A 26,836-nucleotide genomic window follows, 5' to 3' on the forward strand; every position below is an offset into this window, starting at 1 on the left:
TTTACGCGAATAATTATAGCACGGGCATTGTATTTCTGATACTAGTTACACCGATTAAACGATCATACCGTGCTCCCATTGGACAATAGTAGACGTAAATGCTATATTCGTTCTCCGTCTGGAAGAAATTACCCTCGATAGGGCCGGTCTGTCCTACGGTCTGTCCGTTAGGGACAAAGAGGTACTGATAGTTGTAACTGCCTTGTTTCAGTAAGACGGATTTCTCGTATTGATGCGTCTCCGGATTATAGCCCATCTTACTTTTCTCGTCCAATACATTATTATATAATTCACCGTTCAAATACACGTTTCCATCGGGAATTAAGTCCATGGCGAGGGTAAAGTGAACGATGTAATAGTCCGCTTCCGTATCCGGGTCGTTACAATTACTGCAACGGATGAAGAAACGGCCGTCTTGATCTTGATCGTATTGATACGATAATTGGTCACGCCGATAGTCCGTCATCAACTCTACATGGTAATATGGATTATGGAACGAGATACTTTCTACGTGCATGCCATTGTATTTGTTGCTCAAAAATTCCATACGGCGATATTCGTTTCCTGCGGGAAAGATCAAGTTCTGATTGTTCGTATAAGAGATCTGGTTTTCTAAAATAGTCATAGGCTGAAGACCTGTTACGGCATTATCCCTGCGGTTATTCTGATAAACCCAGATTTTCAAGTCGGTCTGAGGATAGGTGATGGGGAAATTCTTGTTATTGATCGCAAAGCTGACTTGTTGGTGTGACTGATTGGTATCGATATCCGTATTTCCGCTCACCGTAGCGGCGACACTAACCATCGGCTCAAAAATAGAAAAGCATGCGGTAAATACGATCTGGGAGGGATCATCCTCGTTATATACTTGCAAGGCATAATTCCCCGAGACCTTCGGTTGAACGTCATCGTTTGGGAAAAGTAATCGGTAGTTGGTGTATTGCACCGTAGTACCCATCGCATTGGCGAAATCCTCGATCGTGCTCCCTTGGAAACCATTCATATACTCAATCGGGGAAAGATTCGATTGCGTCCAATCGGCGTTGCAATGAACCAGATTATAGGCGTATCGCCCGAAGCCCGGATTAAAAGCATCGAAATTAACTTCGATACGGTTTTCACCGCCCAGTTCAATGAATGGGTCGGAGAACATCTCGCCGGCAACCTTCACTTGGAGGGTCTTTATTTGCTTATCGCTAACGTTGGTGAAGTAAGTCACTTGAGCGTTCAACGGTACTAAAACCGTGATAAGCAGCAGAAATAGGATTTTAAAAACTTTCATTTTCTTATTACTTTCTTTAACGACGCAAAATTATGGAATTATTTCTCTATTTATTTGCCTTTCCCTGCTCTAAAGCATGAAAAAATGTTTACTTTTGCAGGAAAATTACATATAAACAATTTTAGTTGTATCATGGCAAATGTGATTAAGATTAAAAAGGGTTTAGACATTAATCTGAAGGGCAAAGCTTCGGATGTACTGTTAAACGGCGGCAAGAGCGAGTCTTATGCGATCGTCCCCGATTATTATAACGGTATTCTCCCCAAAGTTGTTGCGAAAGTAGGAGAAAAAGTCAAAGCCGGTTCTGTACTGATGATTGACAAGAACCGCCCCGAGATCAAGTTTGTTTCGCCGGTCAGTGGCGAGGTAACTGCCGTAAACCGAGGAGAGAAGCGTAAGGTGCTAAGCATCGTTGTGAAGCCGGATGCGCAGATCGAGTATGAGGAGTTCGGTAAGAAGAACGTAGCATCCCTACAGGGAGCAGAGGTGAAAGAGGTACTTCTGAACGCTGGTATGTGGCCGTTTATCAAGCAACGCCCATACGATATCGTTGCCGCTCCATTGGATACTCCGCGTGATATCTTCGTTTCGGCTTTTTACTCCGCTCCGTTGGCTCCAAACTTCGATTTTATCGTAAAAGGTCAGGAGGCTGATTTCCAGACTGGATTAAACGCCCTAGCTAAATTAACGAATGGAAAAGTGTATGTGGGTGTAAGAAGTGGTTCTGTCGTGAGCGGAATGAAAGGTGTGGAGATCGTGGAAGTAGAAGGTCCGCATCCCGCAGCGAACGTTGGCGTGCAGATCAATCATATCAAGCCCGTTAACAAGGGTGAGGTAGTTTGGACGGTTAATCCGGCAGACGTGATCGTTATCGGACGCTTGTTTAACAAGGGTGTCGCCGATTTCAGCCGTATGGTTGCTATTACCGGTTCCGAGACTACCGAGAGAGGCTACGTTAAAACGATTTCAGGTTGTACGATTAAGAGCTTGGTTAACGGTAAAGTGTTAGGACAGGAACATATCCGTATTATCAGCGGTAATGTTTTGACAGGTACCAAGGTGAATATGGATGGTTACCTAGGCGCTTATGATAACCAGATCACCGTGATTCCGGAAGGTGATGAGACGCATGAGTTCTTAGGTTTCGCTATGCCTCGTTTCAACCAGTTCAGCGCTAGCCATAGTTACTTTAGCTGGTTAGGTACTAGCAAGGAATATGTGATCGACGCCCGTATCAAAGGTGGTAAACGTGCCATGATCATGTCTAATGAATACGATAAGGTGTTTCCGATGGACATCTATCCGGAGTATTTGTTGAAAGCGATCATTGCGTTCGATATCGACAAGATGGAGAACTTAGGTATCTATGAGGTGGCTCCCGAGGACTTCGCTCTTTGCGAGTTCGTGGACACTTCCAAGATCGAGTTGCAAAAGATCGTTCGCGACGGATTGAACCTGTTGTATAAGGAAATGAATTAATAACATAAAAAACTTATAATACATTGAAAGCGTTAAGGAATTATCTCGACAAGATTAAGCCTAACTTTGAGGAAGGCGGAAAGCTGGCGATGTTCCGTTCTGTTTTTGACGGTTTCGAAACATTCTTATTTGTTCCGAACGAGACCTCTAAAACGGGCGTACATATTCATGACTGTATTGATTCAAAGCGTGCCATGACCGTGGTTATCATCGCTTTGTTGCCTGCTTTGCTTTTTGGTATGTATAATGTCGGTTATCAGCACAATTTAGCTGTGGGGGCTGATCCGGGATTTTTGATGACTTTTATTTTTGGATTTTTGGCGGTATTGCCTAAGATCATTGTTTCGTATGTGGTAGGTTTGGGTATAGAGTTCGCTGTCGCCCAAGTGAAGAAGGAAGAGATTCAAGAAGGATTCTTGGTTTCCGGTATCTTGATTCCGATGATCGTTCCGGTCGATACTCCGTTATGGATGATCGCTGTAGCTACTGCTTTCGCTGTTATTTTCGCGAAAGAGGTATTTGGTGGTACGGGATATAATATATTTAATGTAGCATTGGTTACACGTGCGTTCTTATTCTTCGCTTACCCGGCAGCAATGTCTGGTGATCAAGTGTTCGTTCGTACGGCTGATACGTTTGGTATCGGGGCTGGCCAAGTAGTTGACGGTTTTTCCGGAGCTACTCCGCTAGGACAAGTCGCTATCGCTGGTAAGGAGATGATCGGTTCTTTCCAAGCTGTTGACGTATTAGGCAACCCGATCTCTACTTGGGACGCGTTTATTGGTTTGATCCCGGGCTCTATCGGTGAGACTTCCGTATTGGCTATTTTGATCGGTGCGGTTATCTTGTTGGTTACGGGTATCGCAAGTTGGAAGACAATGGTTTCCGTGTTCGTGGGTGGTGCTTTCATGTCATTGATCTTTAATATGATCGGTACTACGGTCGCTATGTGCGTATCTCCGCTGGATCACTTGTTCTTAGGTGGTTTCGCTTTTGGTGCCGTGTTCATGGCTACAGACCCTGTGACTTCCGCTCGTACGGAGACAGGTAAATATATCTATGGTTTCCTTGTAGGTGCTATGGCCATTATTATTCGTGCGTTGAACCCGGGTTATCCAGAGGGTATGATGCTCGCTATCCTGTTGATGAACGTGTTCGCTCCGCTGATCGACTATTATGTTGTGGAAGCTAATATCTCTCGCAGATTGAAACGTGTAATAAAATAAAGTAAGAAGGAATATGGCTAAATATAAATGTAAGGTATGTGGCTATGTCCACGAGGGAAATAAGGCTCCTGACACTTGCCCGGTATGTTCCGCTCCTGCTTCCGAATTTGAGGAAATCAAGGAGGAGGGCGCCGCTAAGAAAGGCATAAATCGGGATAGCAATGTTTATACGGTTGTTTATGCGGCTGTGATGGTTGTGCTAGTGGCTGTCGTATTGGCGTTTACTTCACAATCATTGAGAAGTTTTCAGAAACAGAACGAGGATAACGATAAGAGACAACAAATTCTGCGTTCTATCAACGTAAATGTTTCTTCTTCTGAGGCTGAGACCAAGTACAACGAGTTGATCAAGGAAGCTTTCTTGGTAAACGAGAATGGTGAGAAGGTTGAAGGCGACGCTTTCGCTACGGATGTAGTTAAGGCTGCTACTGAGCATCAATATCCGGTTTTCGTCGCAAATGTAGATGGTCAACCGAAATATATCATGGCTTTGCATGGAGCAGGTCTTTGGGGTCCGTTATGGGGTTATATCTCTGTAGATAGTGATAAGAATACTATTTATGGTGCTGACTTCAGCCACCAAGGTGAAACTCCGGGTCTGGGAGCTGAGATCTCTAAACCGGCGTTCAGCAATGAGTTCAAAGGTAAGAAGATCTTCATGAGTGGAGAATTCAAGTCTGTCGCTGTTGTTAAGCCGGGTAAGAGCGTAGCGGGACAGGATTATGTAGACGGTATCTCAGGTGGTACAATTACCAGTAAAGGTGTGGATGAAATGTTATTCAACAGCTTGAGCGGTTATGTTAAATTTTTGACCTCACAAAATTAAGTAGAAGATGGGATTATTATCTGAAAAGAATAAAGAAGTTCTGTTAGGCCCGTTGAGCGCTAACAACCCGGTTGTCGTTCAGATGTTGGGTATTTGCTCTGCGTTGGCTGTAACATCAAAACTTGAGCCGGCCATCGTGATGGGTATCTCGGTGACGGCTGTCGTAGCTTTCGCTAACGTGATCATTTCATTGATGCGTAATACGATTCCGAACCGTATCCGTATTATCGTGCAATTGGTGGTAGTTGCCGCTTTGGTGACAATCGTTAGTGAGGTGTTGAAAGCTTTTGCTTATGACGTAAACAAACAGCTTTCCGTATTTGTCGGTTTGATCATTACGAACTGTATCTTGATGGGACGTCTGGAAGCGTTCGCCTTGGGTAACGGCCCATGGGAATCGTTCTTGGATGGCATTGGTAACGGTCTGGGATATGCGATTATTCTTATTATCGTAGGTTTCTTCCGTGAATTGCTGGGATCTGGTACCTTATTGGGTTTCCAAGTGATTCCGCAGGCATTCTATGATCTGGGTTACGTGAACAATGGTTTGATGATCTTGCCTCCGATGGCGTTGATCGTGATCGCTGTTATTATTTGGGTTCATCGTGCTAAGAACAAGGAACTTCAAGAAAATTAATGTTAACGATTAAACGAATAATAGAATGGAACAATTATTAAGCACATTCGTCCGCTCGATCTTCGTTGACAACATGATCTTCGCATACTATTTGGGTATGTGCTCTTTCGTGGCTGTCTCAAAGAACGTGAAGACCGCTTTAGGATTAGGTATAGCAGTGACATTCGTACTTTTCTGTACGTTGCCGATTAACTATATGCTTGAGAATTATGTATTGAAAGAAGGTGCGTTAAGTTGGTTAGGCCCGGAATATGCGGAGGTGAACCTTAGCTTCTTGGCGTTTATTATCTTTATCGCCGTTATCGCTTCTTTCGTGCAGTTGGTCGAGATGGTAGTCGAGAAATTCTCTCCGTCTTTGTATGCTTCCCTTGGTATCTTTTTGCCGCTGATCGCTGTAAACTGCGCTATCTTGGGTGGTTCTCTGTTTATGCAACAAAAAGCGTTCCCTAATGTAGGTGTCGCCACTGTTTATGGTTTAGGATCTGGTATCGGTTGGTTGCTGGCTATCGTAGGTATGGCGGCTATCCGTGAGAAATTGTCATATTCAAATGTCCCCAATGCTTTGAAAGGTTTGGGTATTACTTTCATCATCACGGGTTTGATGGGTATGGCATTCATGTGTTTCTCTGGTCTGAAGATTTAAGTATTAACGCATTAAACAAAATATAAAGATGACTTTATTAATGTCGGGCGGACTTACGATTGGTGTCAGCGCAATAGTATTCTTATTGATCACGCTGATCTTGGTCGGTTTGCTTTTGTTCGCCAAAGCAAAATTGGTGCCTTCAGGGAATGTAAGCTTGAAGGTTAACGGAGAGAAAGATATAGAGACCCCGATTGGTGGAACTTTGCTAGGTGCGCTACAGAGCGGTGGCATCTTCTTGTCTTCCGCTTGTGGTGGTGGTGGTAAATGCGGTCAGTGCCGTGCTCAAGTTATTGATGGCGGTGGTGAGATCCTACCTACTGAGAAAGGTTTCTTCTCTCGTAAACAAGTGAAAGATCATTGGCGTTTGGCTTGTCAATGCAAGGTGAAAGAGGATATGGTCGTTCAGGTACCAGACGAGGTATTTGGCGTTAAGGAATGGGAATGCGAGGTTATCAGTAACAAGAACGTCGCTACATTTATCAAGGAGTTTATCGTTGCATTGCCTAAAGGTGAGCACATGGACTTTATTCCGGGTTCTTACGCTCAGATCAAGATCCCTACATACTCAATGGATTATAACAAGGATATCGATAAGAGCTTGATCGGCCCCGAGTATCTGCCGGCTTGGGAGAAATTCGGTTTATTCGGTTTGAAGTGTAAGAACGACTCACCGTCTATCCGTGCCTATTCTATGGCTAACTATCCTGCTGAGGGTGACCGTATCATGTTGACCGTGCGTATCGCTACGCCGCCGTTCAAACCGAAACCACAAGTTGGTTTCATGGATGTGATGCCGGGTATCGCTTCTTCTTATATCTTTACGTTGAAACCGGGTGATAAGGTGACTATGAGTGGTCCTTATGGTGATTTCCACCCAATTTTCGATTCTAAGAGAGAGATGATGTGGATTGGTGGTGGTGCTGGTATGGCTCCGTTGCGTGCCCAAATCATGCACATGACGAAGACGTTGAAGACTACGGATCGTAAGATGTCTTACTTCTATGGCGCGCGTGCCTTGAACGAAGTGTTCTATTTGGAAGATTTCTTGGAAATAGAGAAAGAATTCCCAAACTTTACGTTCCACTTGGCGCTTGACCGTCCTGATCCTGCCGCTGATGCTGCGGGTGTTAAATATACGGCTGGATTCGTTCATCAAGTAATCCATGATACTTACTTGAAGGATCACGAGGCTCCGGAAGATATCGAATACTACATGTGTGGTCCGGGCCCGATGTCAAAGGCCGTAGAAAATATGCTGGATAACTTGGGTGTACCTCGTGAGATGTTGCACTTCGATGATTTCGGTGGATAAAATAGGATTTCTATATCTACAGATAGAAGGCGGGGGTTAAGATCCTCGCCTTTTTTATTTTGGCCCTGAAACTCCTCTTTACGAAGATATACTTCAAATGCTATAGGATATATACTGCATGTGTCATAGGATATATACTTCATTAACGAAATAAGTCGTACTTCTATGTCGGCACATTAAAAATGTAATTATTTTGAAATAATATGCAGCGTTTATCGTTTTATAAGCATCTAAGCTTATATAGTCATAAAAACAAGTTAGACATGAAGCCATTGATTTTATCTTTTTTTGCAGTTTTATTAGGATACTCATTCTTTTTCGATAAAGATGATGAAATAAAATTGCGTAATGTTGACCAGATATCGTTGGAATCTAATTCTACGATGCCTGAGAGGGGTGATTCTGTCACTTTGTATGCGAAAAGGCTCCCTAATACTCCGGAATATATTTTACGAATCGCAAAACCGGAGGATTATCTCTTTACGAAGTAAAATTTTCGTGTTAAAATATTTGTTTATTTGACGAATATTGCTATGTTTGTGCCCATGTAACTTTTAATGCGTGGGATATGGATTTGAAATCTACTCAATATATAGAAAAAACAGGAAGTGTCGCAAAGGCATTCCTGTTTCTTTTTCTTCTCTTTCTATCAAGCATATATAATCTGTTTAAGTTTGCCAGCCTTGAAAATGAGGAGGTAGAAGTATCAGATATGGTGCTACCTTCTAAGACTTCCGGTGATGTCGAGTATATAGAACAAGATGACTTATCTGCAAACTGTAAATTCCTAATCGATAGAACTACTCACTGGTTGGGCTGAGTAAGCCCTTATCTGATCCGTGCGAGTGCATAGAAGGATAAGGGGGACTTATTTTAGATAATTAAACGATTTTCTCCAATAGATTGTATTCCGGTATATCTTCGAGGAAAGCATACGTCTGTTTCTCATAGTCAATTTTGCAACAAAAATGACGGATGCCGTTGCTTACGGTTAAGTATTTTACGTGTAAGACCATGTTATAACGTACGATTTGATCGAATACAGCGCTTGTTATCTCGATATGTGGAGCTTTATATTCAATAATCATTAGAGGTGCTAGAAACCGATTGTATGCAACGGTATCGCATCGTTTGGATGTTCCGTTTAGTTTTACCGCTACTTCATTCGCTAAAAGTTCTTGAGGATAGTTTTTTTCCGTGACCAAATAGTTCACGAAATGTTGTCGTACCCATTCCTCTGGCGTTAATGCGACAAATTTTCGGCGTACAGGATCCCAAATAGAAGGCTTTCCTGCTTTCTCCGTAACTTTGACTGAGAATTTTGGTAGATTTAATGGGAGCATTTGCTATATTTGTTATTTATATTCTAAACTAAAATGCACCTCAAAGGTAGTTATTTATGAGAACAAAACAAGAAATCGTAGAAAATTGGCTGCCTCGTTATACCGAGCGAAAGCTAGAAGACTTCACTAAGCACATATTACTCACTAACTTTACTAAATATGTCGAGATATTTGCGGATCATTTTAATGTCCCGATTTTGGGATTGAAAAGTTCGATGCCCAATGCCTCGGCAGAAGGGATTACCATTATCAATTTTGGGATGGGAAGTGCGAACGCTGCTACAATCATGGATTTATTATCAGCAGTCATGCCCAAAGCGGTGCTTTTCCTCGGTAAATGTGGAGGATTAAAAAGAGCGAATGTATTAGGGGATTATGTATTGCCAATAGCGGCGATCCGAGGTGAGGGAACGTCGAATGAGTATTTACCACCTGAGGTACCTTCATTGCCCGCTTTTTCAATGCTTCGTGCCATTTCTTCCGCCATACGTGATCATGGAAAAGATTATTGGACAGGTACGATTTACACGACAAATCGCAGGGTTTGGGAATACGATAATGATTTCAAGGAATATCTTCGTAGTACGCATGCCACTGGTATCGATATGGAAACCGCAACCTTGCTTACTGCCGGTTTCGCTAACCAAATACCTACGGGTGCATTGTTGATGATATCGGATAAACCGATGGAAGAAGATGGTGTAAAAACAGAAGCGAGTGACCGGAAGGTAACTCAACAATTTGTAGGAGAACAGGTAATGTTGGGAGTTGAAGCTCTTCAACAGATTTTGGATGGTAAGAAAACCATCCGTCATATCCGTTTTAGTTGGTAATAGCGAAACCTCATAATTTATGGCAAAAAAAGAAATTACTTTCGAGGAGATTTGTAGGGATATAACAGCAAGGAAGTTTCAGCCTGTTTATGTGTTAATGGGCGAAGAGCCTTTCTTCATCGATCAAATAACAGATTTGTTATTAAAAAGCGTATTAGAGGAATCTGAGAGAGATTTCAATCAGATTATTCTATACGGCGCAGATACAGATGCTATTTCTATTATCAATGCGGCACGTCGTTTTCCGATGATGTCCGAATATCAATTGATCGTTGTTCGAGAGGCTCAATTAGTGAGAGATATAGAGTTGCTGAGCAGTTATGTGAAGAATCCTTTGTCATCAACTATTTTGGTCATAAATTACAAATATAAGACTTTAGATCGCCGTCGTGCGTTAGCGGCCGCAACCGATAAAAACGGTATTTTATATGAGTCAAAAAAGATCCCGGATTATAAAATGCCGAGTTTTATCACCTCTTTGATGCAACAGCGTTCTATCGGTATCGATCCAAAAGCCGCTCAAATGCTCTCAGATTTCCTTGGAAACGATTTAAACCGTCTCAATAAGGAATTAGATAAGCTGGCAATTATCTTGGCTGAAAAGGCCTCAAAACGCATCACACCGGAATTGATCGAGCAAAATATAGGGATTAGTAAAGAATACAATAACTTTGAGCTGATAAAGGCACTTGCCATGAAGGATATATTAAAGGCTAACCGGATCGCTCAGTATTTTGAGAAAAACCCTAAAAGTAATCCGATACAGATGACACTTCCTGTATTATTTAACTATTTCTCAAACTTGCTGATTTGTTATTATTCAAAGGATCGATCGGAATCAGGATTGATGACCGCACTTGGTTTACGGGGAACTTATCAAGTAAAGGACTATCTTTTGGGGATGAAAAATTATCCAGCGATGAAAGTTTTTAATTTGATCAGCGATATCCGAACAACTGACGCAAAATCTAAGGGAGTGGAAAACTCTTCAGCGACAGATGCAGATTTACTAAAAGAATTACTTTACAAAATTTTACATTAAACAGAAATCATAGACTTAGTGCAGGCAAAAGGGCCTTTTTTCCTAGAATGATGAAAAAGTCAAACTGGAAAAAGAGGCCTTTTTGTTTATTTATCAATTAATTACGCATATTTTATCTCTCTGAGATTTTAAAATTTATTCAATCACGTACCTTCTTCCTCAAAAATTCCAAGAAATCCATACTTAAAGCTATAATCGGTATAGCCATAGATTGCCTTCATTATCCGTTAAAGGAAAAATAGACAAGTTGGCAGTAAAATAAATAGAGTAAAATTATATTGTATACAAATATAACCGAGAAATGGATGTTTACAATCATATATACAATAAAAGTATTTGAGTAGATTACAAATGTTGGTGGTTTTTGTAATCATTATATAGGCGTTACAAATGTACCATGTTTACATTACTAATATAAATCATGGATTACTATATATTTCTTTATCCACGTAAGATTTGCTATAAATTATAAATAACCAGTTTTTTATATAGAAATATTGATTGTTTACATTAACTAAACATGTTTTTTCGTCTACAAACGTATAAAAACCCCCTAACTATACATCATATGTATTATTATATTTACATATAAATCAGATATATATGCTATTTTTCTAAAGTTTTTCTAAATACTCTATACCTCCTTCTTGAACACGGTTTACAGTTCTACCCATCACATATGTATCGGCTTGACACATATGTATCAATTTAGTTTTATAAAAATAAATTGCACAAATGGAAATATTGATTTATCTTTGTATCTAGTTTACTTTATGGAGATTTATCTTAGTAAACGGTCATAATGGCTGTATTCTAGTAAGAATTTAAGATATATATGAATATGAGAGATCGTATTTTAAAAATAATGGAACGTGAAGGACTTACCCCTTCTAAATTTGCCGAATCGATCGGTATACAGCGTTCGGCAATGTCACATATTATATCTGGGAGAAATAATCCGAGTTTGGATGTTCTGCTAAAAATACTGGAACGGTTCACTTATGTTGATTCTGACTGGCTATTGTTTGGCAAAGGCGAAATGATCCGAGAACATGTGTTAACTGAACCTAATTTGTTTACAAATATGCTTGAAAATCGTCCCAATGTACAAGTTGTTGCCGAAAATCGCAAGGAAATTGGGGTTGAGACACCTGTAAACATCCAGAAACAACCTGTTGTAGAGCAAGTTATATGCCAAGAAAAGCCTTCTAAAAATGTTAGTAAAATAATGATATTTTACTCCGACAATACGTTTGATACTTTCGTCCCTGAAAAAAACAAGAAAGACTAAGGTAAACTGTTCGGTATATACGTTATATTCATGTATCTTTGCGGATAAATTGAGTAATCGTGTATATGAAGAAGTACATCTTAGACATGAAGGTGACTGAAAACTGTCACCTTCATAAAAATTATTGCCTGCTAAAGTTAACCTCGGATGGGAATCTTCCAGAGATGCTTCCCGGACAATTTGTAGAGGTTCATGTAGAAAACTCTCCTACAACATTCTTACGTCGTCCGATTTCCGTCAACTATGTAGATAAGTCTAAAAATGAGTTGTGGTTATTGATTCAACTTGTTGGTGATGGCACGAGAAAAATGGCAGAATTCCGTCCCGGTGATATTGTAAACATAATGCTACCACTGGGTAATAGTTTTACAATTCCTTCCAAGGAACAGGAGAACAAAAGACTTTTGCTGATTGGTGGTGGTGTTGGAACCGCTCCGATGTTATATCTAGGAGCTTGTTTAAAAGATGCCGGTTTTGAGCCTACTTTTCTACTTGGGGCTCGTTCTAAGGATGATGTATTGCAATTAGATGAATTCCAGAGATTTGGTAAGGTTTATATCACAACCGAAGATGGTTCGCTAGGCGAGAAAGGGTATGTGACTAACCATACGATCCTTAAAGAGGTTCGATTTGACCAGATTTATACTTGTGGTCCTAAACCAATGATGGTGGCGGTAGCGAAATACGCAGGTGCGGAAGCTATTTCTTGCGAGGTTTCTCTTGAGAACACGATGGCTTGTGGCATAGGTGCTTGTTTGTGCTGCGTAGAGAAAAACAAGGAAGGTCATAATGTGTGTGTATGTACAGAAGGTCCCGTATTTAATATTGAGAAATTGTCATGGCTGAATTAAATGTAAACATTGGGAATTTACCGTTGAAAAATCCGGTAATGACAGCATCCGGCACGTTCGGATATGGTATAGAATATGCTGATTTCATGGATATTTCACGTTTGGGGGGTATTTTCGTGAAAGGTACCACTATCCAACCTCGTGAAGGTAATGATTATCCAAGAATGGCGGAGACTCCTTCCGGAATGTTGAATGCCGTGGGGCTTCAGAATAAGGGCGCCGATTATTTCGCAGAGCATATTTATCCGGAGATCAAGGACATCGATACGAATATGATCGTAAATGTGAGTGGATCTTCGGTTGAAACGTATGTCGAGTGTGCGGAAAAGATCGCAGAGTTGGATAGGATTCCCGCTATCGAACTGAACATTTCTTGTCCGAACGTAAAGCAAGGTGGTATGGCTTTCGGCGTTACTACGTGTGGTGCAGGAGAGGTTGTTAAGGCTGTTCGTAGGGTTTATCCAAAGACACTTATTGTAAAACTTTCTCCTAATGTAACTGATATTACGGAGATCGCTAAAGCTGTTGAAGCGGAGGGTGCGGATTCTGTTTCGTTAATTAATACGATGCTTGGAATGGCCATCGACGCAGAGAAACGTAAACCTATATTATCTACAATAACTGGAGGTCTTTCCGGGCCTTGCGTAAAACCTGTAGCTCTACGTATGGTATGGCAAACGTATCATGCGGTAAAGATCCCAATTATAGGTTTGGGAGGTATTTCAAATTGGAAAGATGCCGTGGAGTTCATGTTAGCTGGGGCTAGTGCTATCCAGATCGGAACTTATAACTTTGTAGATCCAACTGTTTCTATCAAGGTTATTGATGGATTGAATGACTATTGTGACCGACATGGTTTTAAATCAGTAAAAGAGTTGATCGGAGCATTGGATATTCAGAGATAATCTAAGTTCATTTATAGACTTTATTTCCATTTTTTCAATAATAAAAAAGGATGTGTTCGCTTACGCAAAAAGAACACATCCTTTCTTTTTATTATGAAAGATTATTCGATCTCTAATACGGCCGGACAATGATCAGAATGTACGGCATCGTTTAATATATAAGCGGCTTTAACTTTCGGCTTCATATTGTCGCTAACCATACAATAATCAATACGCCATCCTTTATTTTTAGATCTGGAATTGAAGCGATAACTCCACCATGTATATTCTTGCTTATCCGGGTTCAAGAAGCGAAATGTATCCGTAAAACCTGCGGATAAGAAGCGAGTCATCCATTCCCGTTCTTCCGGAAGGAAACCACTGTTCTTTGCGTTCCTGATCGGATCATGAATATCTATCGGCTCGTGGCAAATGTTGTAATCGCCACAGAGAATTAAGTTCGGACGGGATTTCTGTAACTCAACGACATATTTCTGGAAATCTTCCAACCATAACATCTTAAAATCCTGCCGTTCATCCCCACTAGTCCCGGAAGGATGATAGACACTTACGATCGATACATCCCCGAAATCCGCACGGAGAAAACGTCCCTCATTATCATACTTCTCGATCCCCATTCCATACTCGATATGATCCGGTTCCTGTTTCGTAAGAATGGCCACGCCACTATATCCCTTCTTTTGGGCACTAAACAAATAAGACTTATATCCTAAAGCCTCGAATGTTTCCGACGGAAACTGGTCTGGTTGTAACTTTGTCTCTTGGATACATAACACGTCTGGCTGTTCTTGAGCCAACCATTCGGGCAAGCCTTTACCTACGGCAGCCCTTAATCCATTTGTATTGTACGTTATTATTTTCAATTTTTCTAAGTTTAGAGGTGAATGACTTTTATTCTGTCTCAAAGATACAACTTTTGACGATTTTACATTGTTTTCATTCCATAATCGGTACATAGAAATTTTCTATATTTGTATAACTTAGAATGAATGACAGACTATGCTGGAACATTTGAACGATATTTTAGAGAATACTCAGATAACGGCCTCGACCGCCGCCGTACGATTAGCTATCAGTTTCGTGCTTGGCGCTATTATCGGTGTAGAAAGACAATTTCGCCGCAGGGACGCTGGTATGCGAACCTTTACCTTGATCTGTATGGGATCTGCCGCCGCCATGTTGATATCTATCTGGATACCACAAACCTATCCGAATTTCTTGAATGGAGATCCGGGGCGTATCGCCGCCCAAGTCCTTACAGGTATTGGTTTCTTGGGAGCAGGAGCTATTATTCAAAGTCATGGAAGCGTGCATGGACTCACTACGGCGGCTTGTATTTGGGTAATGGCTGTAGTAGGTTTGGCCGCTGGTGCCGGTATGTTCTTGGCCGCTTCTATCACTACGGCATTTACCTTGTTCGTATTGGTTTCTTTAGAAAGGTTGGAGCGACGTATGTATTTGGATGGTGTTAATAAAATACTTACGATAATTTGCTCAACCTCGACTCCCGATCTTAAAGGTATCCGGAAAATCTTGGAAAATAGGAGCATATTTATCGTAAGTCTTTCTTATGAGCATAATTACGACAAGAATACGTCGACAATTACCTATAAAGTCAATGTGAAATCCAAGTCCTCTTACAGTGAGTTATTCACTGAGATTCGAAAACTTGGTTACATTTCACAAATACGTCTTCTAGCTTGACAATGCCGTTTATTCAAGTTCACCCTTTAGCATATGCCCGGCGATACGAGCCGCTTCCTCAACGTATTTACCGCAAGGACGTTTGGCATAATACTGTTGTGTGCGTGCGGAAGGAGCGGGATTCGTCGATGTCTCTTCCGGAGGAAGAAGGCTACGGCAAATGATCGTCCCATGTTTCTCCTTGAATAAAGCCGCCATTTTTTGTACCATGCCATAGTTGCGGGCACGCGCCTCTTGATCTAGCGGATCAAATACCGGATACTTAAATCCGGCTAACATCGCCATTGCGTTTACGGTACCACAAACCTCACGCATGCGTCCGACACCTCCTCCAAAAGATACAGACATCTTTTTCGCCAGTTCTAAATCCAACTCGAAGACATCCGAATAAGCGAGGAATACAGATTGAGCGCAATTATATCCGGACTCGAAGTTGTGGACCGCTTGGTTCACACACTCCTCTATATCAAAGGATTTCATAGTCAACACAAGCTCTGTCCGCCTTTACCGGGCCAATAATTCCTTTAGCGACCGCTACATGTTCCGGATGATTAGCGTACGTATTTACATCTTCCAAGGTAGGCAATTCAGTAGTTAAAATAATATCCCAAGTCTCCGCCGGATTACAATTAAAATCTACACGGATCATTTTCAATACGTCTATCTTATTGATTAAGGCTTCCAGTTTATCCTTAATTTCTTGCATTTTGGCTTGCTTCTCAGCCGGAGTTTGAAACTCCCTCAACTTAAACATTACAATATGTCTGATCATAATCGCTATACGTTAATTATATATATTACATCTGTTCATCCAAATACGAATCCTTGTATCCAAGGAAATATAAGATACCATCGAGGCCAATCGTAGAGATAGATTGCTTGGCGGTCGCCTTAACCTTTGGTTTGGCATGGAAGGCGATACCTAGACCGGCGATACTAATCATCGGCAAGTCGTTCGCCCCGTCGCCAACCGCTACGGTCTGGCGAATATCTACGTTCTCCACTTGCGCGATCAGGCGTAATAACTCCGCTTTACGCTTCCCATCTACGATATCACCCACATGATTACCCGTTAGCTTGCCATTCTCGATCTCAAGCTCGTTGGCGTATACATAGTCGATATTATATTTTTGTTTAAGGAAATTACCGAAATAAGTGAAACCTCCGGAAAGGATAGCGATCTTGAAGCCCACCTTTTTCAAGATACGCATCAAACGGTCTACACCTTCTGTGATCGGTAGATTCTCGGCGATCTCCTGCATCACGGATACGTCCAACCCCTTTAATAAGGCACAACGCTGGCGGAAGCTCTCGCAGAAATCGATCTCTCCACGCATGGCTGCCTCTGTAATCGCTTTTACTTGATCGCCAACTCCGGCACGTATCGCCAACTCGTCGATAACCTCCGTCTCTATCAAGGTAGAGTCCATATCGAAACAAATCAGACGGCGCATACGGCGATACATGCTATCCTCTTGGAAAGAGATATCCATCTCAAGCTCCGTGGAAAGTTTCATGAACTCCGCTTTCATGCACTCCTTGTTTTTCGGGGTACCACGTACGGAAAACTCCACGCTCGCCTTAGGAGTACGGGCATTCTCGTCCAACGGGATACGTCCCGTGAGCCGCTTGATATCATCAATATTCATATCTTGCTCCGCAACGATCCGGGAAACACCCGCGATTTGCTTGGCCGTAAGCTTACGGCTTAATATCGTGATGATATACCGGTTCTTGCCCTGCATACCTACCCATTTACTATATTCTTGCTCTGTAATGGGATTGAAACGGATATTGACGTCTAATTCGTAACTCTTGAACAGTAGTTCTTTTAATATATCGCCGGAATTTCCTTCCGTGCTTTGAAACAAGATACCCAATGATAAATGGTTATGGATATCCGCTTGACCGATATCGAGGATAACAGCGTTGTTCTTAGCTAGAATCTCCGTAAGAGCTGCCGTTACACCCGGACGATCCGCACCATTGATATTTATCAGTATTATTTCGTCGTTTTGTGCCATATTTGTCATTCTATTAGGCAAAAGTACGTAAGAATTATCGAAAAAGAGTACATTATATTGAACATTTTTGCTTATATTTGTTTTATCGTATTAACGACAAAATGTTTAATGAGAACCTGGCAACCTTAAAAAGTCCTGACCGGCAGGCGAAATGTATGAGAATCCAATTTGAAATCAAGGAAAAGTTGCCCGACATTATTTCTGAAATACTTCATTCAGATAAGTGGCTGACTTTAGTGAGAGATGAGAATCATGGATTGCGACGTGTGACGATTAAAGATCCCTACTTTGATTCAGAGGCATGCGTCGATATCTGGGAGCATGAGATTCATGTAACGACAGCTTGGTCTAACTACACCTATCGAATCTATCAAAAAGGTAATTCTGTTTGGTGCGAATACATTGGCGCTTATAGAGGATTGTTGGAACAAAACCTTTTGCCGACAATGACTCCGAAAGAAAACATTCTGGATTCGGAAGTATTGAACAGTTCTTTGTTTGGTGACAGAAAGGAGACCTTGAGAAATTACAGCGCGGAAAACCTTAAGCTGAAGAATTTTAGGCGGGATAATTTCGCTGCGGAATATCAACTGGCTTCTCCGCAAGACCATCCTAAGATCGTATATGATGAGTTTATTAAAGAAGGGGTTCCAATTCCCCCTCCTGAAGATAGAAAAGAAAAGTCCGGTAATTAATACCGGACTTTTTTTATTTGAGGATCATCGCATGATACCCGAATCCTCATCACTATTCCAAAGTTTCTTGTTGGCCTCCTTGAACTTGCGACCGAAGTCAAAATTCCAAGAGAAGGTTAGCATCAACATTCGGCTGAAGTCGTTTGCGTACATGTTCGTACGGCTGGGAGCGTAAGCGTTCCGATTTTCCTCTACCCGTTTGTACTGGCTGGAGAAAGGCATCATCAATCCGGCTCCAACGGCGAATTTACCTTGATTGTACCGGAACATAAACATATGGATATTCTCGCCGCCATGCAATAATTCGCCGACAAACGTATTATAGCTACTTTGTATCTGGAACATAGCCATGAATTTCTTGTACATAGCCATGACGGAAGCCCGGTAATACCAATTGTTATAGGTATGCGAATAACTATTTCCTTCGCTGATATAACGATTGACTCCACCTGTCACGGATAGGCTTATGATCCGCTTGATGATAGGGCCGACACGTAATGTCAAGTCACCGCTTAGTTTCTGCCATCCTTTTTGGTTATCGGTAATGCGAATGAACTTATTATTTTCTCGTATCACTTCCTCCATGATCCGGTCCGGGCTATTACTGTAATAAAAGTTTAAGTCTCCGGTGAATATTCCTTTTTTATATAGATAATAGGCTTGCATGTCATAACTCTTATAGGGTTTCAGATAAGGATTTCCCCGGCGTATCTGTAGCGTATCGATATATTGCTCGATGGCGCTTAGTTCCGATAGGCTAGGTGAGACATTATTTACGCTACCGTTTACCCGGAAATACATATTATCCGTAAAGTTATATTGTAAGGATACCTTTGGGCGGAACGTATAATATTGATAATCTTCCTCGCCTTCTTGCTTGAGCCATGAGCGGGAGACACCTATTCCGGCCGTATAATTCAACTTCTTGACACGTCCGCTGAATTCCGTATAGAGATACGTCTCCGACTGTTTCATCTTGGTTCGTCCTCCAACCGTTCCGCTGTAGGTGTTATCCGTCCACGATTGGGTGTGTTTCAATCCTCCTCCCAATCGACCGGCCTCGAATTGCCGTTCGTAGATTCCCTCGCCGATGATGGAATATTTGTCTCCGTCCACGTTCGACAAGATATCCGATAAGAGGATATCGTTTTTCCATTCTTGATACATTTGGTTTGCGTTCGTATGTATGTACGTACCTACCATATTAAGTATCAATGTCTGCTTATGTGGTAAGGAGTGTTGGTAATAAAGGTCGAGGGAAGGACGTTTGGTAGAGTTGCTATTTGGATTCCAAGCGTATGTCTTATCCTCGGGATGGTTATTGGTATACAGGTTCTTATCACTACCTTTATCCTCATCCGATAGGAAATAGCGTAGCGTGGCATTGAAATAATAATGGTCGTTATCTACCAAATTGTAATTAAGAGAGAGGTTATGGGCGGTCTCAGACATTCCTCTTGGCAGACCTTCCGAGGTACGTTCCAGCGTCTCGCCATTCTCAAAGCGGAAGGTCTCGACTCCTTCCGTCCAGATATGATACGGATTCCGGTAACGGACGGCGTATTGCAATCCGAACTCTGATTTCTTATGATTGAACTTCGTCGATACCTGATCGTCTCCAAAAGAGGTGGTCGGTGAATTACTAAGATCCAGATTGACAGAACCGCCGCTAGTTTCCCTCCGGACAATGTAGTCGAGTACGACAGAGGCGTTACCGTAACGTAAGCCCGGATTATCATGATATTCTACCCGGATTACCTCCTGTGGCGATAAGCCCCGGATATCGGATAGCTCCACCTTGATACCGTTGATGCAGAATTGAATCGTCCCTTCATTCGGTAGCGATACGCTATTCCGGATCGGGTCTACTTCCAAACGAGGAAGCATCAAGGCGTTCAATAGGTTGATGCCATTGCTGGAGGCCGCTTTTTGCTCGGAGGTAGGGAACGCGATCTTACGGTCCGCCGTATTACGGATAGCGGAAGCGTTGACCGTGACTTCATCTAAGGATATAGAGGAGGATGCCAATGAGATCGTACCGAGATCTATAGGCTGGGAAAGTCCCAGCACGGAGACTACCGAGGTCTTGTAACCTATGGAGGAAACAGATACTTGATAATCTCCGGCCTTGACTTTCTCGATCCGGAAAAGTCCTTTACTATCCGTCGTCGTCCCTGTGATGAATGCGGAATCGGCTGTTTGAAGCGTGATATTCGCAAACTCAAGAGGAGACTTGTCGGATAGATCAATGACTTTCCCCCGGATCTGTAATTGTTGTGCCCGAATACCCCAAGAAAAGGATATAAGAAGGGCTGCCATAATGATTTGTTTCATTATAGTACGATTTAATGATTAAGAAATAATGTGTGTATGTGCTTGTTACTTAGTCCAAATCTCTTCTCCGTTCAGACGGATCTTCTGGATATTGTTGATACGGATATGCAACGTGAGATTTTTATCTTGCCCGGCGTCCCTCGCCCCGCTAACCAATAATAGAGAATCGTGGCGGCTGACTTCCGGCAAATACCGTTTCATTCCCTCGTAATAGAGTAACGACCGGTCCTTTGCTTCCAGTATTTGCCCCCGGGGAAATTCGGAGGCGGTTCTCGTATCGACTTTTATGTTTTCCGCTTTCAACTCCGGATTATCTATCTGGATAATCTGAAACTTTTGCGTGAAACCTGTAAGGCATTTTTCCGACGTAAACTGGGCAACGCCGAAAGTGAGGGCTGGAACGATATATAATGTCGCTATCAAGGCGATAAACACGCGATTACTTTTTTTCATGATTGTCTTTATTTAATGGTAGATATATATAATGTATAGGCTTTCGTAAGCTCGTCGATACCTACGCCTAGCAGGTGCATCTCCTTGAATACAGCGGGAAGCACCTCTTCCACGAACTGGTTATGGCGCATCTCACGGATTTTCCGCTCGGCGTCGGAAGCAACGAAGTAGCCGATCCCACGCTTGTTGTAAATAATCTCATTCGCTTGCAGACGTTCGAAGGAACGCATGACCGTGTTCGGATTCACTTCCATCTCTACCGCCAGTTCCCGTACCGAAGGGATACGGCTATCGGCTTTGTAATTACCACTCAATACCCGGTCGCAAATCCGCTCGGCTATCTGGATAAATATGGATTGATTCGTATTGTAGTTCATCTTAGTTCCTTTTCTTTAAGTTTTAGATAAGCGACGTATAAGACCACGAGGGTAGCGATGAGAAATGCGGGTGTAAAGGCAAAACTTAGCCAATACACGGTGGTATAAAGTGGGGAAGACTCATAACAGAACCTATCCATACCCGGCTGGATGTTCAACGTGCTTATGCATAGATAGACAATCCCTATGATAGAGGCAACTATCAATATATATCCGCCACAAGCGATTCCTAAAGCATACTTCTTGAATGTAACGTAAGAGAGGAACATCAAGGAACCGACAAACGCCAGCATGGTGAACTCTTGCAAGGGCATGGTAATGTCCTTGAATGCTACAGGCTGTATATGAATAAGCATGGAGGCTATTCCCGTCCCGATCCAAAACGTGACTTGGTACGTTAAGAATACCACGATACCTTCGATCAGGATAGCGGCAAATTTCTCTTGGTTGCTCGCGGGAAGCGTTAAGAATAATCCTCTAGGGCGGTGTATCATCAAGTTTACGTAGCTACAGAAAGCGATAAAAGTCCCCAATGATCCCAATACATATAATGTAAAGGTACGGAATCTCGTATCCCATAAAATGGAGGATAACAGGAAAAAGAAGAGGACTCCGAGGATGACCAATACCCCATAAGCTAATTTTTTCTTATTCTCTATCCAATCTTTGCGAAGTAAAAGATTGATGCGTTGTATACTAAAATCTGTTTTCATGTCTATGTGTATTTAGGAGTTCATGATTCTTTGGATCTCTTTGGGATACGTTATCGCCGCGTTAAAGAGCAACTCTAAGGATACGGCCGTCTCTTCCTTGCCATCCCTTGCGGTGACGCCTATTGTCCCTTGCGGGGTAGGCTCGGAATAAAGAGCTTTCTCTTCCGGCAGGAGTGGTCCGAAATAAAGTTTCTCGCCGATCTCGTTCAACGTCTTATTCAATAGGATTTGCCTTTGGTCTAAGATCAATACCGTGTCGATCAAGCTTTCCAGATCCCTGACCTGATGCGTGGAGATAATAACCGTCTGATTGTCATCTATCAAAGAGGCTACCAGTCTGCGGAATGTCGCTTTCGAGGGAATGTCCAGCCCATTTGTTGGTTCATCCATTAGAAGCAGGGGCGTATGAGCGGCCAGCGCCAAGGTTATCGCCACCTTTTTCCGTTGTCCTTGAGACATTTTCGACAGGCGATCGGATAGATTGATCTCAAACGATTCTACGCAAGCCTTGCAGATATCGTCCCTAAATGTCGGATAAAAAGGCGCGTACATCTTTATATATTCTATGGCGGTGACCTCAGGCATGGAGATTTCCTCAGGCAATAAGAAGATCTGCTGCAAGAAACGAGCGTTTCTCTCTGAAGGAGTTTCCTCCAATACGAGGCAAGAACCTTGATCCGGAAAGATCTGTCCGCTTAGAAGGTTTAGAAGCGTAGTCTTTCCTTCGCCGTTCTTTCCCAATAAGCCACAGATGTGTCCCGATCCAACCTCAAGATTGATACGATCAAGTACCTCTTTTTTGCGGCTATAGCTGAATGAGAGTTCTTTTAATGTAATCATATGTTTTGCTGCTTTAGTGTATTAGTTTAATAGTACACTGCAAATGTAGTGGAAGTTTTTGAATAAACAAGAGGGAAGGGTATTTTTTTCCTTTTATTTTTCAAGATGGCAGTACAAGGTGATTAAAGGGAATCTCTTAATGCTATTAGCCTCTTTTCCAAGAAGGATTAGCGGTTTGCTCTTGAAGCATTGCTAATTTTTCAGTTGGTGCATGATCATCTAACGGCTGTTGGAAGATCATGCACCAACTGTTAGATGATTATGTAACAGCCGTTGGATAATCTATACTTAAAGATGAAATCGCTAAGGATACCCTGTTATCGGTCTAAAGGTAGGGGAGCGGGAAGCTAATGATTCTTGATAATTTTGCGGTTCTCTCGGGGAGAAAAAGGTACTCTACTTCTAAATTTATGTTGCAAAACAGTTAATTTTTTATCGATGTGTGCGCTAAAACATATAAAAAAGCTTGCTAATTTGCGGAAAATCGCTATATAATTTGGTAGAAAGAAGTATTTGGCTTTATATTTGCACCCGTTAAAGACAAGTAAGTGTCTCTTTAGCGAAAGAAACATGCTTGTTTACGATCCTGAAAATCAGGAGTCGGGAGTTTGTCCCCCGGGAGATTCCCCCGATTAAGTTTAACGTAAAATTGAAAATATGAAGGTAAGAGCTTATGTTCTCATCGCATCGGTAGCGTTATTAGGGATGTCTGCCGGTTCGAAAAAGGCGAAACTTACCGAGGGTGTGAACCCCGGTGATCTAGCTCCGAGAATAGAGTTTTTGGGAAACGACGCTAAAGCCAGTTTCCACAACCAATTAGGACGTTATACATTGCTCAACTTTTGGGCGGCTTACGATGCGGAATCGCGGGCTCGTAACGTGCAATTGGCGAATGAGGTTAACAAGTTTGGTCCGGACAAAATCGCGATGTGTTCGATCTCTATGGATGAGAAAGAATCTATTTTTACCGAGACGGTAAAGATTGACAAGTTGGATCTGTCAACGCAATTTCACGAAGGACTGGGTAAAGAGTCAGAGTTGTACAAGAAGTATGATTTAAGAAAAGGTTTCAAGACCTTCTTGATTAACGACGAAGGAGTGATAATCGCCGCCAACGTCACCCCGGAAAAACTGACCGAGATTCTGAAAGCAATTTAATCAGTATTATTTAGCAAAGAGGGCTGTTCCACTTCAAGATGGGACAGCCTTTTTTTATCGATTCACGAGTTTTCGTTTCGAGAAGATGAAATATCATGTATAGTCTGAGAAGGAAATGTACGCTTTCTTTTTAAGTCCGTGTTTATTATTAACTCTTTTTGATTTATTAACCCTAATGGATAGGGTGATTGAGAAGGTCCTCTGTCTTTACTGTAAATGAACAACTAACATCCTATAAATAATGAGATCTATACTTTTCTTTATTTGTTTGATCTTTACCTTTGAGGGACAGGCGCAAGAGGTAGAAAAATCCCATATGTGGAAAGTAGAACTCTCCGGTGCCTTGAATAATAATTCAGCATGGGAGGTAGAGCCATCTGTTACTTATCTACCGATTCCTTATGTGGGAATTACTATGGGGTTGCTTTTCTGTAATACGATTGAGAAAGATAGTTATACGGGGTTTTCAAGAGATAATCAGTGGTTTTGGAATTCAGATGAGAGTAATCCGGGCTGTCATTTCTTTGCGTTACGTCCGGCCATCCAGTTAGTAACTCCCGCTTTTAAATTCGGGAAAGACAAGGATACGGGACTCTCTTTGGTCGTTTCACCCGGATTAACCATTCCTTTGCCTGTCAATCAAGAGTTTAATATAAGCTATGTTCCAAACACTCCCGGGATATGGATACCTCAAAAATTCGATCATATAAAGAACAAGGGAGGTAAATCGTTATTTTATCATATTAAAAGTATGTTGAGTCTCGATATAGACCAGCGGTATATATTCTCTTTGGGGTATATATTTTCGAATTTTGATTTATATAGTGGAGGGCGAAACTTCATTGTAGAGGGGAAAAGGCTTAGTATGCCTCGGATTCGTTTTATGCATTCATTCTTTCTAAGTATCGGATATCGGTTTTAAATCGTTTCATACATTGTCTTTCTCGTTTAGCCCAAAAAGGGAGAGCTGTTTTTAAGGCTCTCCCTTTTGCATAAGCTTATATATAATAATGTATAGGATTTATCGAATTGCTTCTACTTCTTCCGTACGCAAAGGGATCTTCTTTCCTAATAGACGAGCGCCGTTCTCGGTAATCAGATAGTCTTCCTCGTTACGTATGCCACTGAAATCTTTATATGTAAACAACTTCTCGTAATTGATGAATTCGGTGAACTTGTTCTGGCCTCTCCATAAATCCATTAATTCAGGGATGAAGTATACACCCGGCTCGATGGTCAAGACAAAACCCGGTTCCAGCTTACGTCCCAAGCGCAATGACTTACGTCCGAATTCCGTACTCTTCGGCTGTCCGTCATAACCAACGTATACCTCTCCCAGATTCTCCATATCATGTACATCCAATCCCATCATGTGACCTAGGCCACAAGGCATAAACATGGCGTGAGCACCGGCTTTTACGGCCTCCATCGGATCTCCTTTCACGAAACCAAGGTCCTTTAAACCCTCCATGATCACTTTACAAGACAACTCATATACATCCACGAAAGGAATACCCGGGCGCAAAGCCGCTACGGCAGCCTCATGGGCGGCTACTTGAATATCATAGATGTCTTTTTGACGGGTCGTGAACTTGGAGTCGGCCGGGATGGTGGAGGACATATCTCCGGCATATCCCATCTCAGTCTCGGCGCCGGCGTCCAATAACAGCATATCGCCGCTCTTAATCATATGGCTATGATCATGGTTGTGCAAAGTCTGCCCATTGATCGTGGCGATGATAGGGAAGGAGAGCTGGTAATTGTTGGCGAAAGCGACTTCCGCAACGGCAGCCGCTACATCCGACTCCCGGATTCCCGGACGTACGGTACGCATGGCAGTCAGGTGCATATCGGCGGTTACGATACAGGCTTTCTCGATCTCGGCAATTTCTTCCTCGCTCTTGTAATTCCGTTGGTTTACGACACCCATGATAAAAGGCACGGAAGGTTTCTCCGCGCCGGGTACGATACCCAACCATTGGAATAACTTGATCTGGTGTTCCGCACGATACGTCGGCAGATAATGGATTGGCTGGCCTTTTTGCTGGGCATTCTTCAAGTAAGTCTCGATCTCCTTGAAAGGACGGACTTCCTTGATACCTGCGGCCTCGCTCTTCTCTTTTAGGGTGGGCTGCGTACCCATCCATACAATCGCGTCTATAGTCAACTCATCGCCAAAGATGATCTCCTTATCGTTATCGATATCGATGATAGCGGATAACCCGGCGTATGGCAATCCGAAGAAATACAAGAAGGTAGAGTCTTGACGGAAGTGATACGTATTATCGGCGTAGTTCATCCCACTCTCGTCGTTTCCAAGGAATAGCAACAAACCGGAACCTATGGTTTGTTTCAGCTTAGCCCGGCGGGCCATATAAGTTTCTTTACTGAACATAAGGATTATTTTTTGTTAGTGTACCAAAGATAGTAATTAATGTAATATACTAGGCCGACATTCGAAATTATTTCTTACATTAGCCCATGTAAAATGTAACCTCTGGTACCTTATGAAGATTCAAAGAATTCAAGAGCTTACCGATGCCTCCATCGTCTGTGGCTCAGAGAAACGGGAGAACGATGTGCAGTGCGCTTTTGCCAGCGATCTGATGAGTGACGTGCTTACGCTGGATTGTGGCGATGTGCTGTTGGTGACAGGACTTTGTAATTTGCAAACGATCCGTACCGCGGAGATGGCGGAAGTTTCTTATATACTTTTCGTGCGGGGGAAGAAAGTAACCCCGGATATGCTGGAGCTGGCTCGTGAGAACAATATGGTTCTTCTGGAGACAGATCATTCTATGTATCATACGGTCGGAGAGCTTTATAGCGCGGGGCTCCTTCCTATATATTAAGAAAGGAGGTCGT

Annotated in this window: 30 protein-coding genes; 18 read left to right on the top strand and 12 right to left on the bottom strand. The window is 42.3% G+C overall.

Going from position 1 to position 26,836, the window contains the following annotated elements; genetic code table 11:
* Positions 1 to 13 precede the first annotated feature (13 nt).
* Entirely contained in the window at positions 14 to 1,282 is a 1,269-nt protein-coding gene (locus tag DW205_RS14390) for a DUF5103 domain-containing protein (RefSeq protein WP_005856883.1), read from the bottom strand.
* Between the two features lie 132 nt (positions 1,283 to 1,414).
* Here DW205_RS14390 and DW205_RS14395 point away from each other — a divergent pair, with 132 nt between their 5' ends.
* The 8 genes from DW205_RS14395 (at position 1,415) to DW205_RS14430 (ending at position 8,228) form a co-directional block, all read left to right on the top strand.
* Positions 1,415 to 2,761 carry a Na(+)-translocating NADH-quinone reductase subunit A gene (locus tag DW205_RS14395; protein ID WP_008772142.1) on the top strand — a complete coding sequence of 449 codons (1,347 nt, stop codon included), beginning with the start codon at positions 1,415 to 1,417 and terminating at the stop codon, positions 2,759 to 2,761.
* Between the two features lie 23 nt (positions 2,762 to 2,784).
* Entirely contained in the window at positions 2,785 to 3,987 is a 1,203-nt protein-coding gene (locus DW205_RS14400; protein ID WP_005862260.1) for an NADH:ubiquinone reductase (Na(+)-transporting) subunit B, read from the top strand.
* Positions 3,988 to 4,000: 13 nt separating this feature from the next.
* A complete protein-coding gene (nqrC, locus tag DW205_RS14405; RefSeq protein WP_005856889.1) occupies positions 4,001 to 4,813 on the top strand; it encodes an NADH:ubiquinone reductase (Na(+)-transporting) subunit C in 813 nt (270 codons plus the stop codon).
* Positions 4,814 to 4,820: 7 nt separating this feature from the next.
* Positions 4,821 to 5,450 (top strand): NADH:ubiquinone reductase (Na(+)-transporting) subunit D, encoded by a 630-nt coding sequence (locus DW205_RS14410; RefSeq protein WP_005856891.1) that lies wholly within the window; start codon positions 4,821 to 4,823, stop codon positions 5,448 to 5,450.
* Between the two features lie 25 nt (positions 5,451 to 5,475).
* Entirely contained in the window at positions 5,476 to 6,093 is a 618-nt protein-coding gene (nqrE, locus tag DW205_RS14415; RefSeq protein ID WP_005856893.1) for an NADH:ubiquinone reductase (Na(+)-transporting) subunit E, read from the top strand.
* Between the two features lie 40 nt (positions 6,094 to 6,133).
* Complete coding sequence (gene nqrF / locus DW205_RS14420) at positions 6,134 to 7,408, top strand: NADH:ubiquinone reductase (Na(+)-transporting) subunit F (protein ID WP_010182986.1); 1,275 nt, start codon at positions 6,134 to 6,136, stop codon at positions 7,406 to 7,408.
* Positions 7,409 to 7,671: 263 nt separating this feature from the next.
* The gene (locus DW205_RS14425; protein ID WP_010182987.1) at positions 7,672 to 7,899 is read left to right on the top strand and encodes a hypothetical protein; all 228 of its coding nucleotides are present in this window, start codon (positions 7,672 to 7,674) and stop codon (positions 7,897 to 7,899) included.
* Positions 7,900 to 7,976: 77 nt separating this feature from the next.
* Entirely contained in the window at positions 7,977 to 8,228 is a 252-nt protein-coding gene (locus tag DW205_RS14430) for a hypothetical protein (RefSeq protein ID WP_005862263.1), read from the top strand.
* A gap of 61 nt (positions 8,229 to 8,289) precedes the next feature.
* Here the strand turns inward: DW205_RS14430 and DW205_RS14435 are convergent, their stop codons facing one another.
* The gene (locus DW205_RS14435) at positions 8,290 to 8,751 is read right to left on the bottom strand and encodes a type I restriction enzyme HsdR N-terminal domain-containing protein (RefSeq protein WP_005856901.1); all 462 of its coding nucleotides are present in this window, start codon (positions 8,749 to 8,751) and stop codon (positions 8,290 to 8,292) included.
* Between the two features lie 56 nt (positions 8,752 to 8,807).
* Here DW205_RS14435 and DW205_RS14440 point away from each other — a divergent pair, with 56 nt between their 5' ends.
* The 5 genes from DW205_RS14440 to DW205_RS14460 all read left to right on the top strand — a co-directional run bounded on the left by DW205_RS14440 (position 8,808) and on the right by DW205_RS14460 (position 13,673).
* Positions 8,808 to 9,584, top strand: a complete 777-nt coding sequence (locus DW205_RS14440; RefSeq protein WP_005862265.1) for an AMP nucleosidase — start codon at positions 8,808 to 8,810, stop codon at positions 9,582 to 9,584.
* Positions 9,585 to 9,603: 19 nt separating this feature from the next.
* The gene (holA, locus tag DW205_RS14445) at positions 9,604 to 10,626 is read left to right on the top strand and encodes a DNA polymerase III subunit delta (protein WP_005862267.1); all 1,023 of its coding nucleotides are present in this window, start codon (positions 9,604 to 9,606) and stop codon (positions 10,624 to 10,626) included.
* Between the two features lie 841 nt (positions 10,627 to 11,467).
* Positions 11,468 to 11,917, top strand: a complete 450-nt coding sequence (locus tag DW205_RS14450) for a helix-turn-helix domain-containing protein (protein ID WP_005856911.1) — start codon at positions 11,468 to 11,470, stop codon at positions 11,915 to 11,917.
* Positions 11,918 to 11,982: 65 nt separating this feature from the next.
* Positions 11,983 to 12,768: a dihydroorotate dehydrogenase electron transfer subunit gene (locus tag DW205_RS14455; protein ID WP_005862271.1), complete on the top strand. Its 786-nt coding sequence runs from the start codon at positions 11,983 to 11,985 to the stop codon at positions 12,766 to 12,768.
* Positions 12,756 to 13,673, top strand: a complete 918-nt coding sequence (locus DW205_RS14460; protein WP_005862273.1) for a dihydroorotate dehydrogenase — start codon at positions 12,756 to 12,758, stop codon at positions 13,671 to 13,673. The genes DW205_RS14455 and DW205_RS14460 overlap by 13 nt, the downstream gene beginning before the upstream one ends.
* A 101-nt stretch (positions 13,674 to 13,774) precedes the next feature.
* On the opposite strand, the gene DW205_RS14465 is transcribed toward DW205_RS14460, so the two are convergent.
* Complete coding sequence (locus DW205_RS14465) at positions 13,775 to 14,536, bottom strand: exodeoxyribonuclease III (protein WP_034530498.1); 762 nt, start codon at positions 14,534 to 14,536, stop codon at positions 13,775 to 13,777.
* 136 nt (positions 14,537 to 14,672) lie between these two features.
* On the opposite strand from DW205_RS14465, the gene DW205_RS14470 reads away from it, so the two are divergent.
* Positions 14,673 to 15,377 carry an MgtC/SapB family protein gene (locus DW205_RS14470; RefSeq protein WP_005862277.1) on the top strand — a complete coding sequence of 235 codons (705 nt, stop codon included), beginning with the start codon at positions 14,673 to 14,675 and terminating at the stop codon, positions 15,375 to 15,377.
* 9 nt (positions 15,378 to 15,386) lie between these two features.
* Here DW205_RS14470 and DW205_RS14475 read toward each other — a convergent pair whose 3' ends face one another.
* From DW205_RS14475 to serB, 3 genes are read right to left on the bottom strand one after another with little or no spacing between them, the layout of a single operon-like run.
* Entirely contained in the window at positions 15,387 to 15,857 is a 471-nt protein-coding gene (locus DW205_RS14475) for a C-GCAxxG-C-C family protein (RefSeq protein WP_005862279.1), read from the bottom strand.
* Positions 15,844 to 16,149: a Dabb family protein gene (locus DW205_RS14480; protein ID WP_005862281.1), complete on the bottom strand. Its 306-nt coding sequence runs from the start codon at positions 16,147 to 16,149 to the stop codon at positions 15,844 to 15,846. The genes DW205_RS14475 and DW205_RS14480 overlap by 14 nt, the downstream gene beginning before the upstream one ends.
* A gap of 25 nt (positions 16,150 to 16,174) precedes the next feature.
* Positions 16,175 to 17,401 carry a phosphoserine phosphatase SerB gene (gene serB / locus DW205_RS14485; RefSeq protein ID WP_005856925.1) on the bottom strand — a complete coding sequence of 409 codons (1,227 nt, stop codon included), beginning with the start codon at positions 17,399 to 17,401 and terminating at the stop codon, positions 16,175 to 16,177.
* A 101-nt stretch (positions 17,402 to 17,502) separates the two neighbouring features.
* On the opposite strand from serB, the gene DW205_RS14490 reads away from it, so the two are divergent.
* Positions 17,503 to 18,096, top strand: coding sequence for a hypothetical protein (locus DW205_RS14490; protein WP_005862283.1), 594 nt, complete (start codon positions 17,503 to 17,505; stop codon positions 18,094 to 18,096).
* 24 nt (positions 18,097 to 18,120) lie between these two features.
* Here the strand turns inward: DW205_RS14490 and DW205_RS14495 are convergent, their stop codons facing one another.
* From DW205_RS14495 to DW205_RS14515, 5 genes are read right to left on the bottom strand one after another with little or no spacing between them, the layout of a single operon-like run.
* The gene (locus tag DW205_RS14495) at positions 18,121 to 20,430 is read right to left on the bottom strand and encodes an outer membrane beta-barrel protein (protein ID WP_005862285.1); all 2,310 of its coding nucleotides are present in this window, start codon (positions 20,428 to 20,430) and stop codon (positions 18,121 to 18,123) included.
* A gap of 45 nt (positions 20,431 to 20,475) precedes the next feature.
* Positions 20,476 to 20,883 carry a hypothetical protein gene (locus DW205_RS14500; protein WP_005862287.1) on the bottom strand — a complete coding sequence of 136 codons (408 nt, stop codon included), beginning with the start codon at positions 20,881 to 20,883 and terminating at the stop codon, positions 20,476 to 20,478.
* Positions 20,884 to 20,891: 8 nt separating this feature from the next.
* Positions 20,892 to 21,260 (bottom strand): GntR family transcriptional regulator, encoded by a 369-nt coding sequence (locus DW205_RS14505; RefSeq protein ID WP_005862289.1) that lies wholly within the window; start codon positions 21,258 to 21,260, stop codon positions 20,892 to 20,894.
* Positions 21,257 to 21,973 carry a hypothetical protein gene (locus DW205_RS14510; protein ID WP_005862291.1) on the bottom strand — a complete coding sequence of 239 codons (717 nt, stop codon included), beginning with the start codon at positions 21,971 to 21,973 and terminating at the stop codon, positions 21,257 to 21,259. The genes DW205_RS14505 and DW205_RS14510 overlap by 4 nt, the downstream gene beginning before the upstream one ends.
* Positions 21,974 to 21,985: 12 nt before the next feature.
* Positions 21,986 to 22,813 (bottom strand): ATP-binding cassette domain-containing protein, encoded by an 828-nt coding sequence (locus tag DW205_RS14515; protein ID WP_005862293.1) that lies wholly within the window; start codon positions 22,811 to 22,813, stop codon positions 21,986 to 21,988.
* A 657-nt stretch (positions 22,814 to 23,470) separates the two neighbouring features.
* On the opposite strand from DW205_RS14515, the gene DW205_RS14525 reads away from it, so the two are divergent.
* Together DW205_RS14525 and DW205_RS14530 are read left to right on the top strand one after the other, a co-directional pair.
* Complete coding sequence (locus tag DW205_RS14525) at positions 23,471 to 23,971, top strand: thioredoxin family protein (RefSeq protein ID WP_005862295.1); 501 nt, start codon at positions 23,471 to 23,473, stop codon at positions 23,969 to 23,971.
* 241 nt (positions 23,972 to 24,212) lie between these two features.
* Positions 24,213 to 24,893, top strand: coding sequence for a hypothetical protein (locus DW205_RS14530; protein WP_005862298.1), 681 nt, complete (start codon positions 24,213 to 24,215; stop codon positions 24,891 to 24,893).
* A 99-nt stretch (positions 24,894 to 24,992) separates the two neighbouring features.
* Here the strand turns inward: DW205_RS14530 and DW205_RS14535 are convergent, their stop codons facing one another.
* On the bottom strand, positions 24,993 to 26,366 hold the full coding sequence (locus DW205_RS14535; protein ID WP_005856943.1) for an aminopeptidase P family protein: 1,374 nt from the start codon (positions 26,364 to 26,366) through the stop codon (positions 24,993 to 24,995).
* Positions 26,367 to 26,478: 112 nt separating this feature from the next.
* Between DW205_RS14535 and DW205_RS14540 the strand changes: the two genes are divergently transcribed.
* On the top strand, positions 26,479 to 26,823 hold the full coding sequence (locus DW205_RS14540) for a hypothetical protein (protein ID WP_005856945.1): 345 nt from the start codon (positions 26,479 to 26,481) through the stop codon (positions 26,821 to 26,823).
* The last annotated feature ends 13 nt before the right edge of the window (positions 26,824 to 26,836 follow it).

Source organism: Parabacteroides sp. AM17-47, assembly GCF_003434625.1.
Classification (GTDB): domain Bacteria; phylum Bacteroidota; class Bacteroidia; order Bacteroidales; family Tannerellaceae; genus Parabacteroides; species Parabacteroides distasonis.

Coding starts and splice junctions, on each gene's coding strand:
- DW205_RS14390 (WP_005856883.1), bottom strand. CDS start 1,282: ATGAAAGTTTTTAAAATCCTATTTCTGCTGCTTATCACGGTTTTAGTA.
- DW205_RS14395 (WP_008772142.1), top strand. CDS start 1,415: ATGGCAAATGTGATTAAGATTAAAAAGGGTTTAGACATTAATCTGAAG.
- nqrC (WP_005856889.1), top strand. CDS start 4,001: ATGGCTAAATATAAATGTAAGGTATGTGGCTATGTCCACGAGGGAAAT.
- DW205_RS14410 (WP_005856891.1), top strand. CDS start 4,821: ATGGGATTATTATCTGAAAAGAATAAAGAAGTTCTGTTAGGCCCGTTG.
- nqrE (WP_005856893.1), top strand. CDS start 5,476: ATGGAACAATTATTAAGCACATTCGTCCGCTCGATCTTCGTTGACAAC.
- nqrF (WP_010182986.1), top strand. CDS start 6,134: ATGTCGGGCGGACTTACGATTGGTGTCAGCGCAATAGTATTCTTATTG.
- DW205_RS14425 (WP_010182987.1), top strand. CDS start 7,672: ATGAAGCCATTGATTTTATCTTTTTTTGCAGTTTTATTAGGATACTCA.
- DW205_RS14430 (WP_005862263.1), top strand. CDS start 7,977: ATGGATTTGAAATCTACTCAATATATAGAAAAAACAGGAAGTGTCGCA.
- DW205_RS14435 (WP_005856901.1), bottom strand. CDS start 8,751: ATGCTCCCATTAAATCTACCAAAATTCTCAGTCAAAGTTACGGAGAAA.
- DW205_RS14440 (WP_005862265.1), top strand. CDS start 8,808: ATGAGAACAAAACAAGAAATCGTAGAAAATTGGCTGCCTCGTTATACC.
- holA (WP_005862267.1), top strand. CDS start 9,604: ATGGCAAAAAAAGAAATTACTTTCGAGGAGATTTGTAGGGATATAACA.
- DW205_RS14450 (WP_005856911.1), top strand. CDS start 11,468: ATGAGAGATCGTATTTTAAAAATAATGGAACGTGAAGGACTTACCCCT.
- DW205_RS14455 (WP_005862271.1), top strand. CDS start 11,983: ATGAAGAAGTACATCTTAGACATGAAGGTGACTGAAAACTGTCACCTT.
- DW205_RS14460 (WP_005862273.1), top strand. CDS start 12,756: ATGGCTGAATTAAATGTAAACATTGGGAATTTACCGTTGAAAAATCCG.
- DW205_RS14470 (WP_005862277.1), top strand. CDS start 14,673: ATGCTGGAACATTTGAACGATATTTTAGAGAATACTCAGATAACGGCC.
- DW205_RS14475 (WP_005862279.1), bottom strand. CDS start 15,857: ATGAAATCCTTTGATATAGAGGAGTGTGTGAACCAAGCGGTCCACAAC.
- DW205_RS14480 (WP_005862281.1), bottom strand. CDS start 16,149: ATGATCAGACATATTGTAATGTTTAAGTTGAGGGAGTTTCAAACTCCG.
- serB (WP_005856925.1), bottom strand. CDS start 17,401: ATGGCACAAAACGACGAAATAATACTGATAAATATCAATGGTGCGGAT.
- DW205_RS14490 (WP_005862283.1), top strand. CDS start 17,503: ATGTTTAATGAGAACCTGGCAACCTTAAAAAGTCCTGACCGGCAGGCG.
- DW205_RS14495 (WP_005862285.1), bottom strand. CDS start 20,430: ATGAAACAAATCATTATGGCAGCCCTTCTTATATCCTTTTCTTGGGGT.
- DW205_RS14500 (WP_005862287.1), bottom strand. CDS start 20,883: ATGAAAAAAAGTAATCGCGTGTTTATCGCCTTGATAGCGACATTATAT.
- DW205_RS14505 (WP_005862289.1), bottom strand. CDS start 21,260: ATGAACTACAATACGAATCAATCCATATTTATCCAGATAGCCGAGCGG.
- DW205_RS14510 (WP_005862291.1), bottom strand. CDS start 21,973: ATGAAAACAGATTTTAGTATACAACGCATCAATCTTTTACTTCGCAAA.
- DW205_RS14515 (WP_005862293.1), bottom strand. CDS start 22,813: ATGATTACATTAAAAGAACTCTCATTCAGCTATAGCCGCAAAAAAGAG.
- DW205_RS14525 (WP_005862295.1), top strand. CDS start 23,471: ATGAAGGTAAGAGCTTATGTTCTCATCGCATCGGTAGCGTTATTAGGG.
- DW205_RS14530 (WP_005862298.1), top strand. CDS start 24,213: ATGAGATCTATACTTTTCTTTATTTGTTTGATCTTTACCTTTGAGGGA.
- DW205_RS14535 (WP_005856943.1), bottom strand. CDS start 26,366: ATGTTCAGTAAAGAAACTTATATGGCCCGCCGGGCTAAGCTGAAACAA.
- DW205_RS14540 (WP_005856945.1), top strand. CDS start 26,479: ATGAAGATTCAAAGAATTCAAGAGCTTACCGATGCCTCCATCGTCTGT.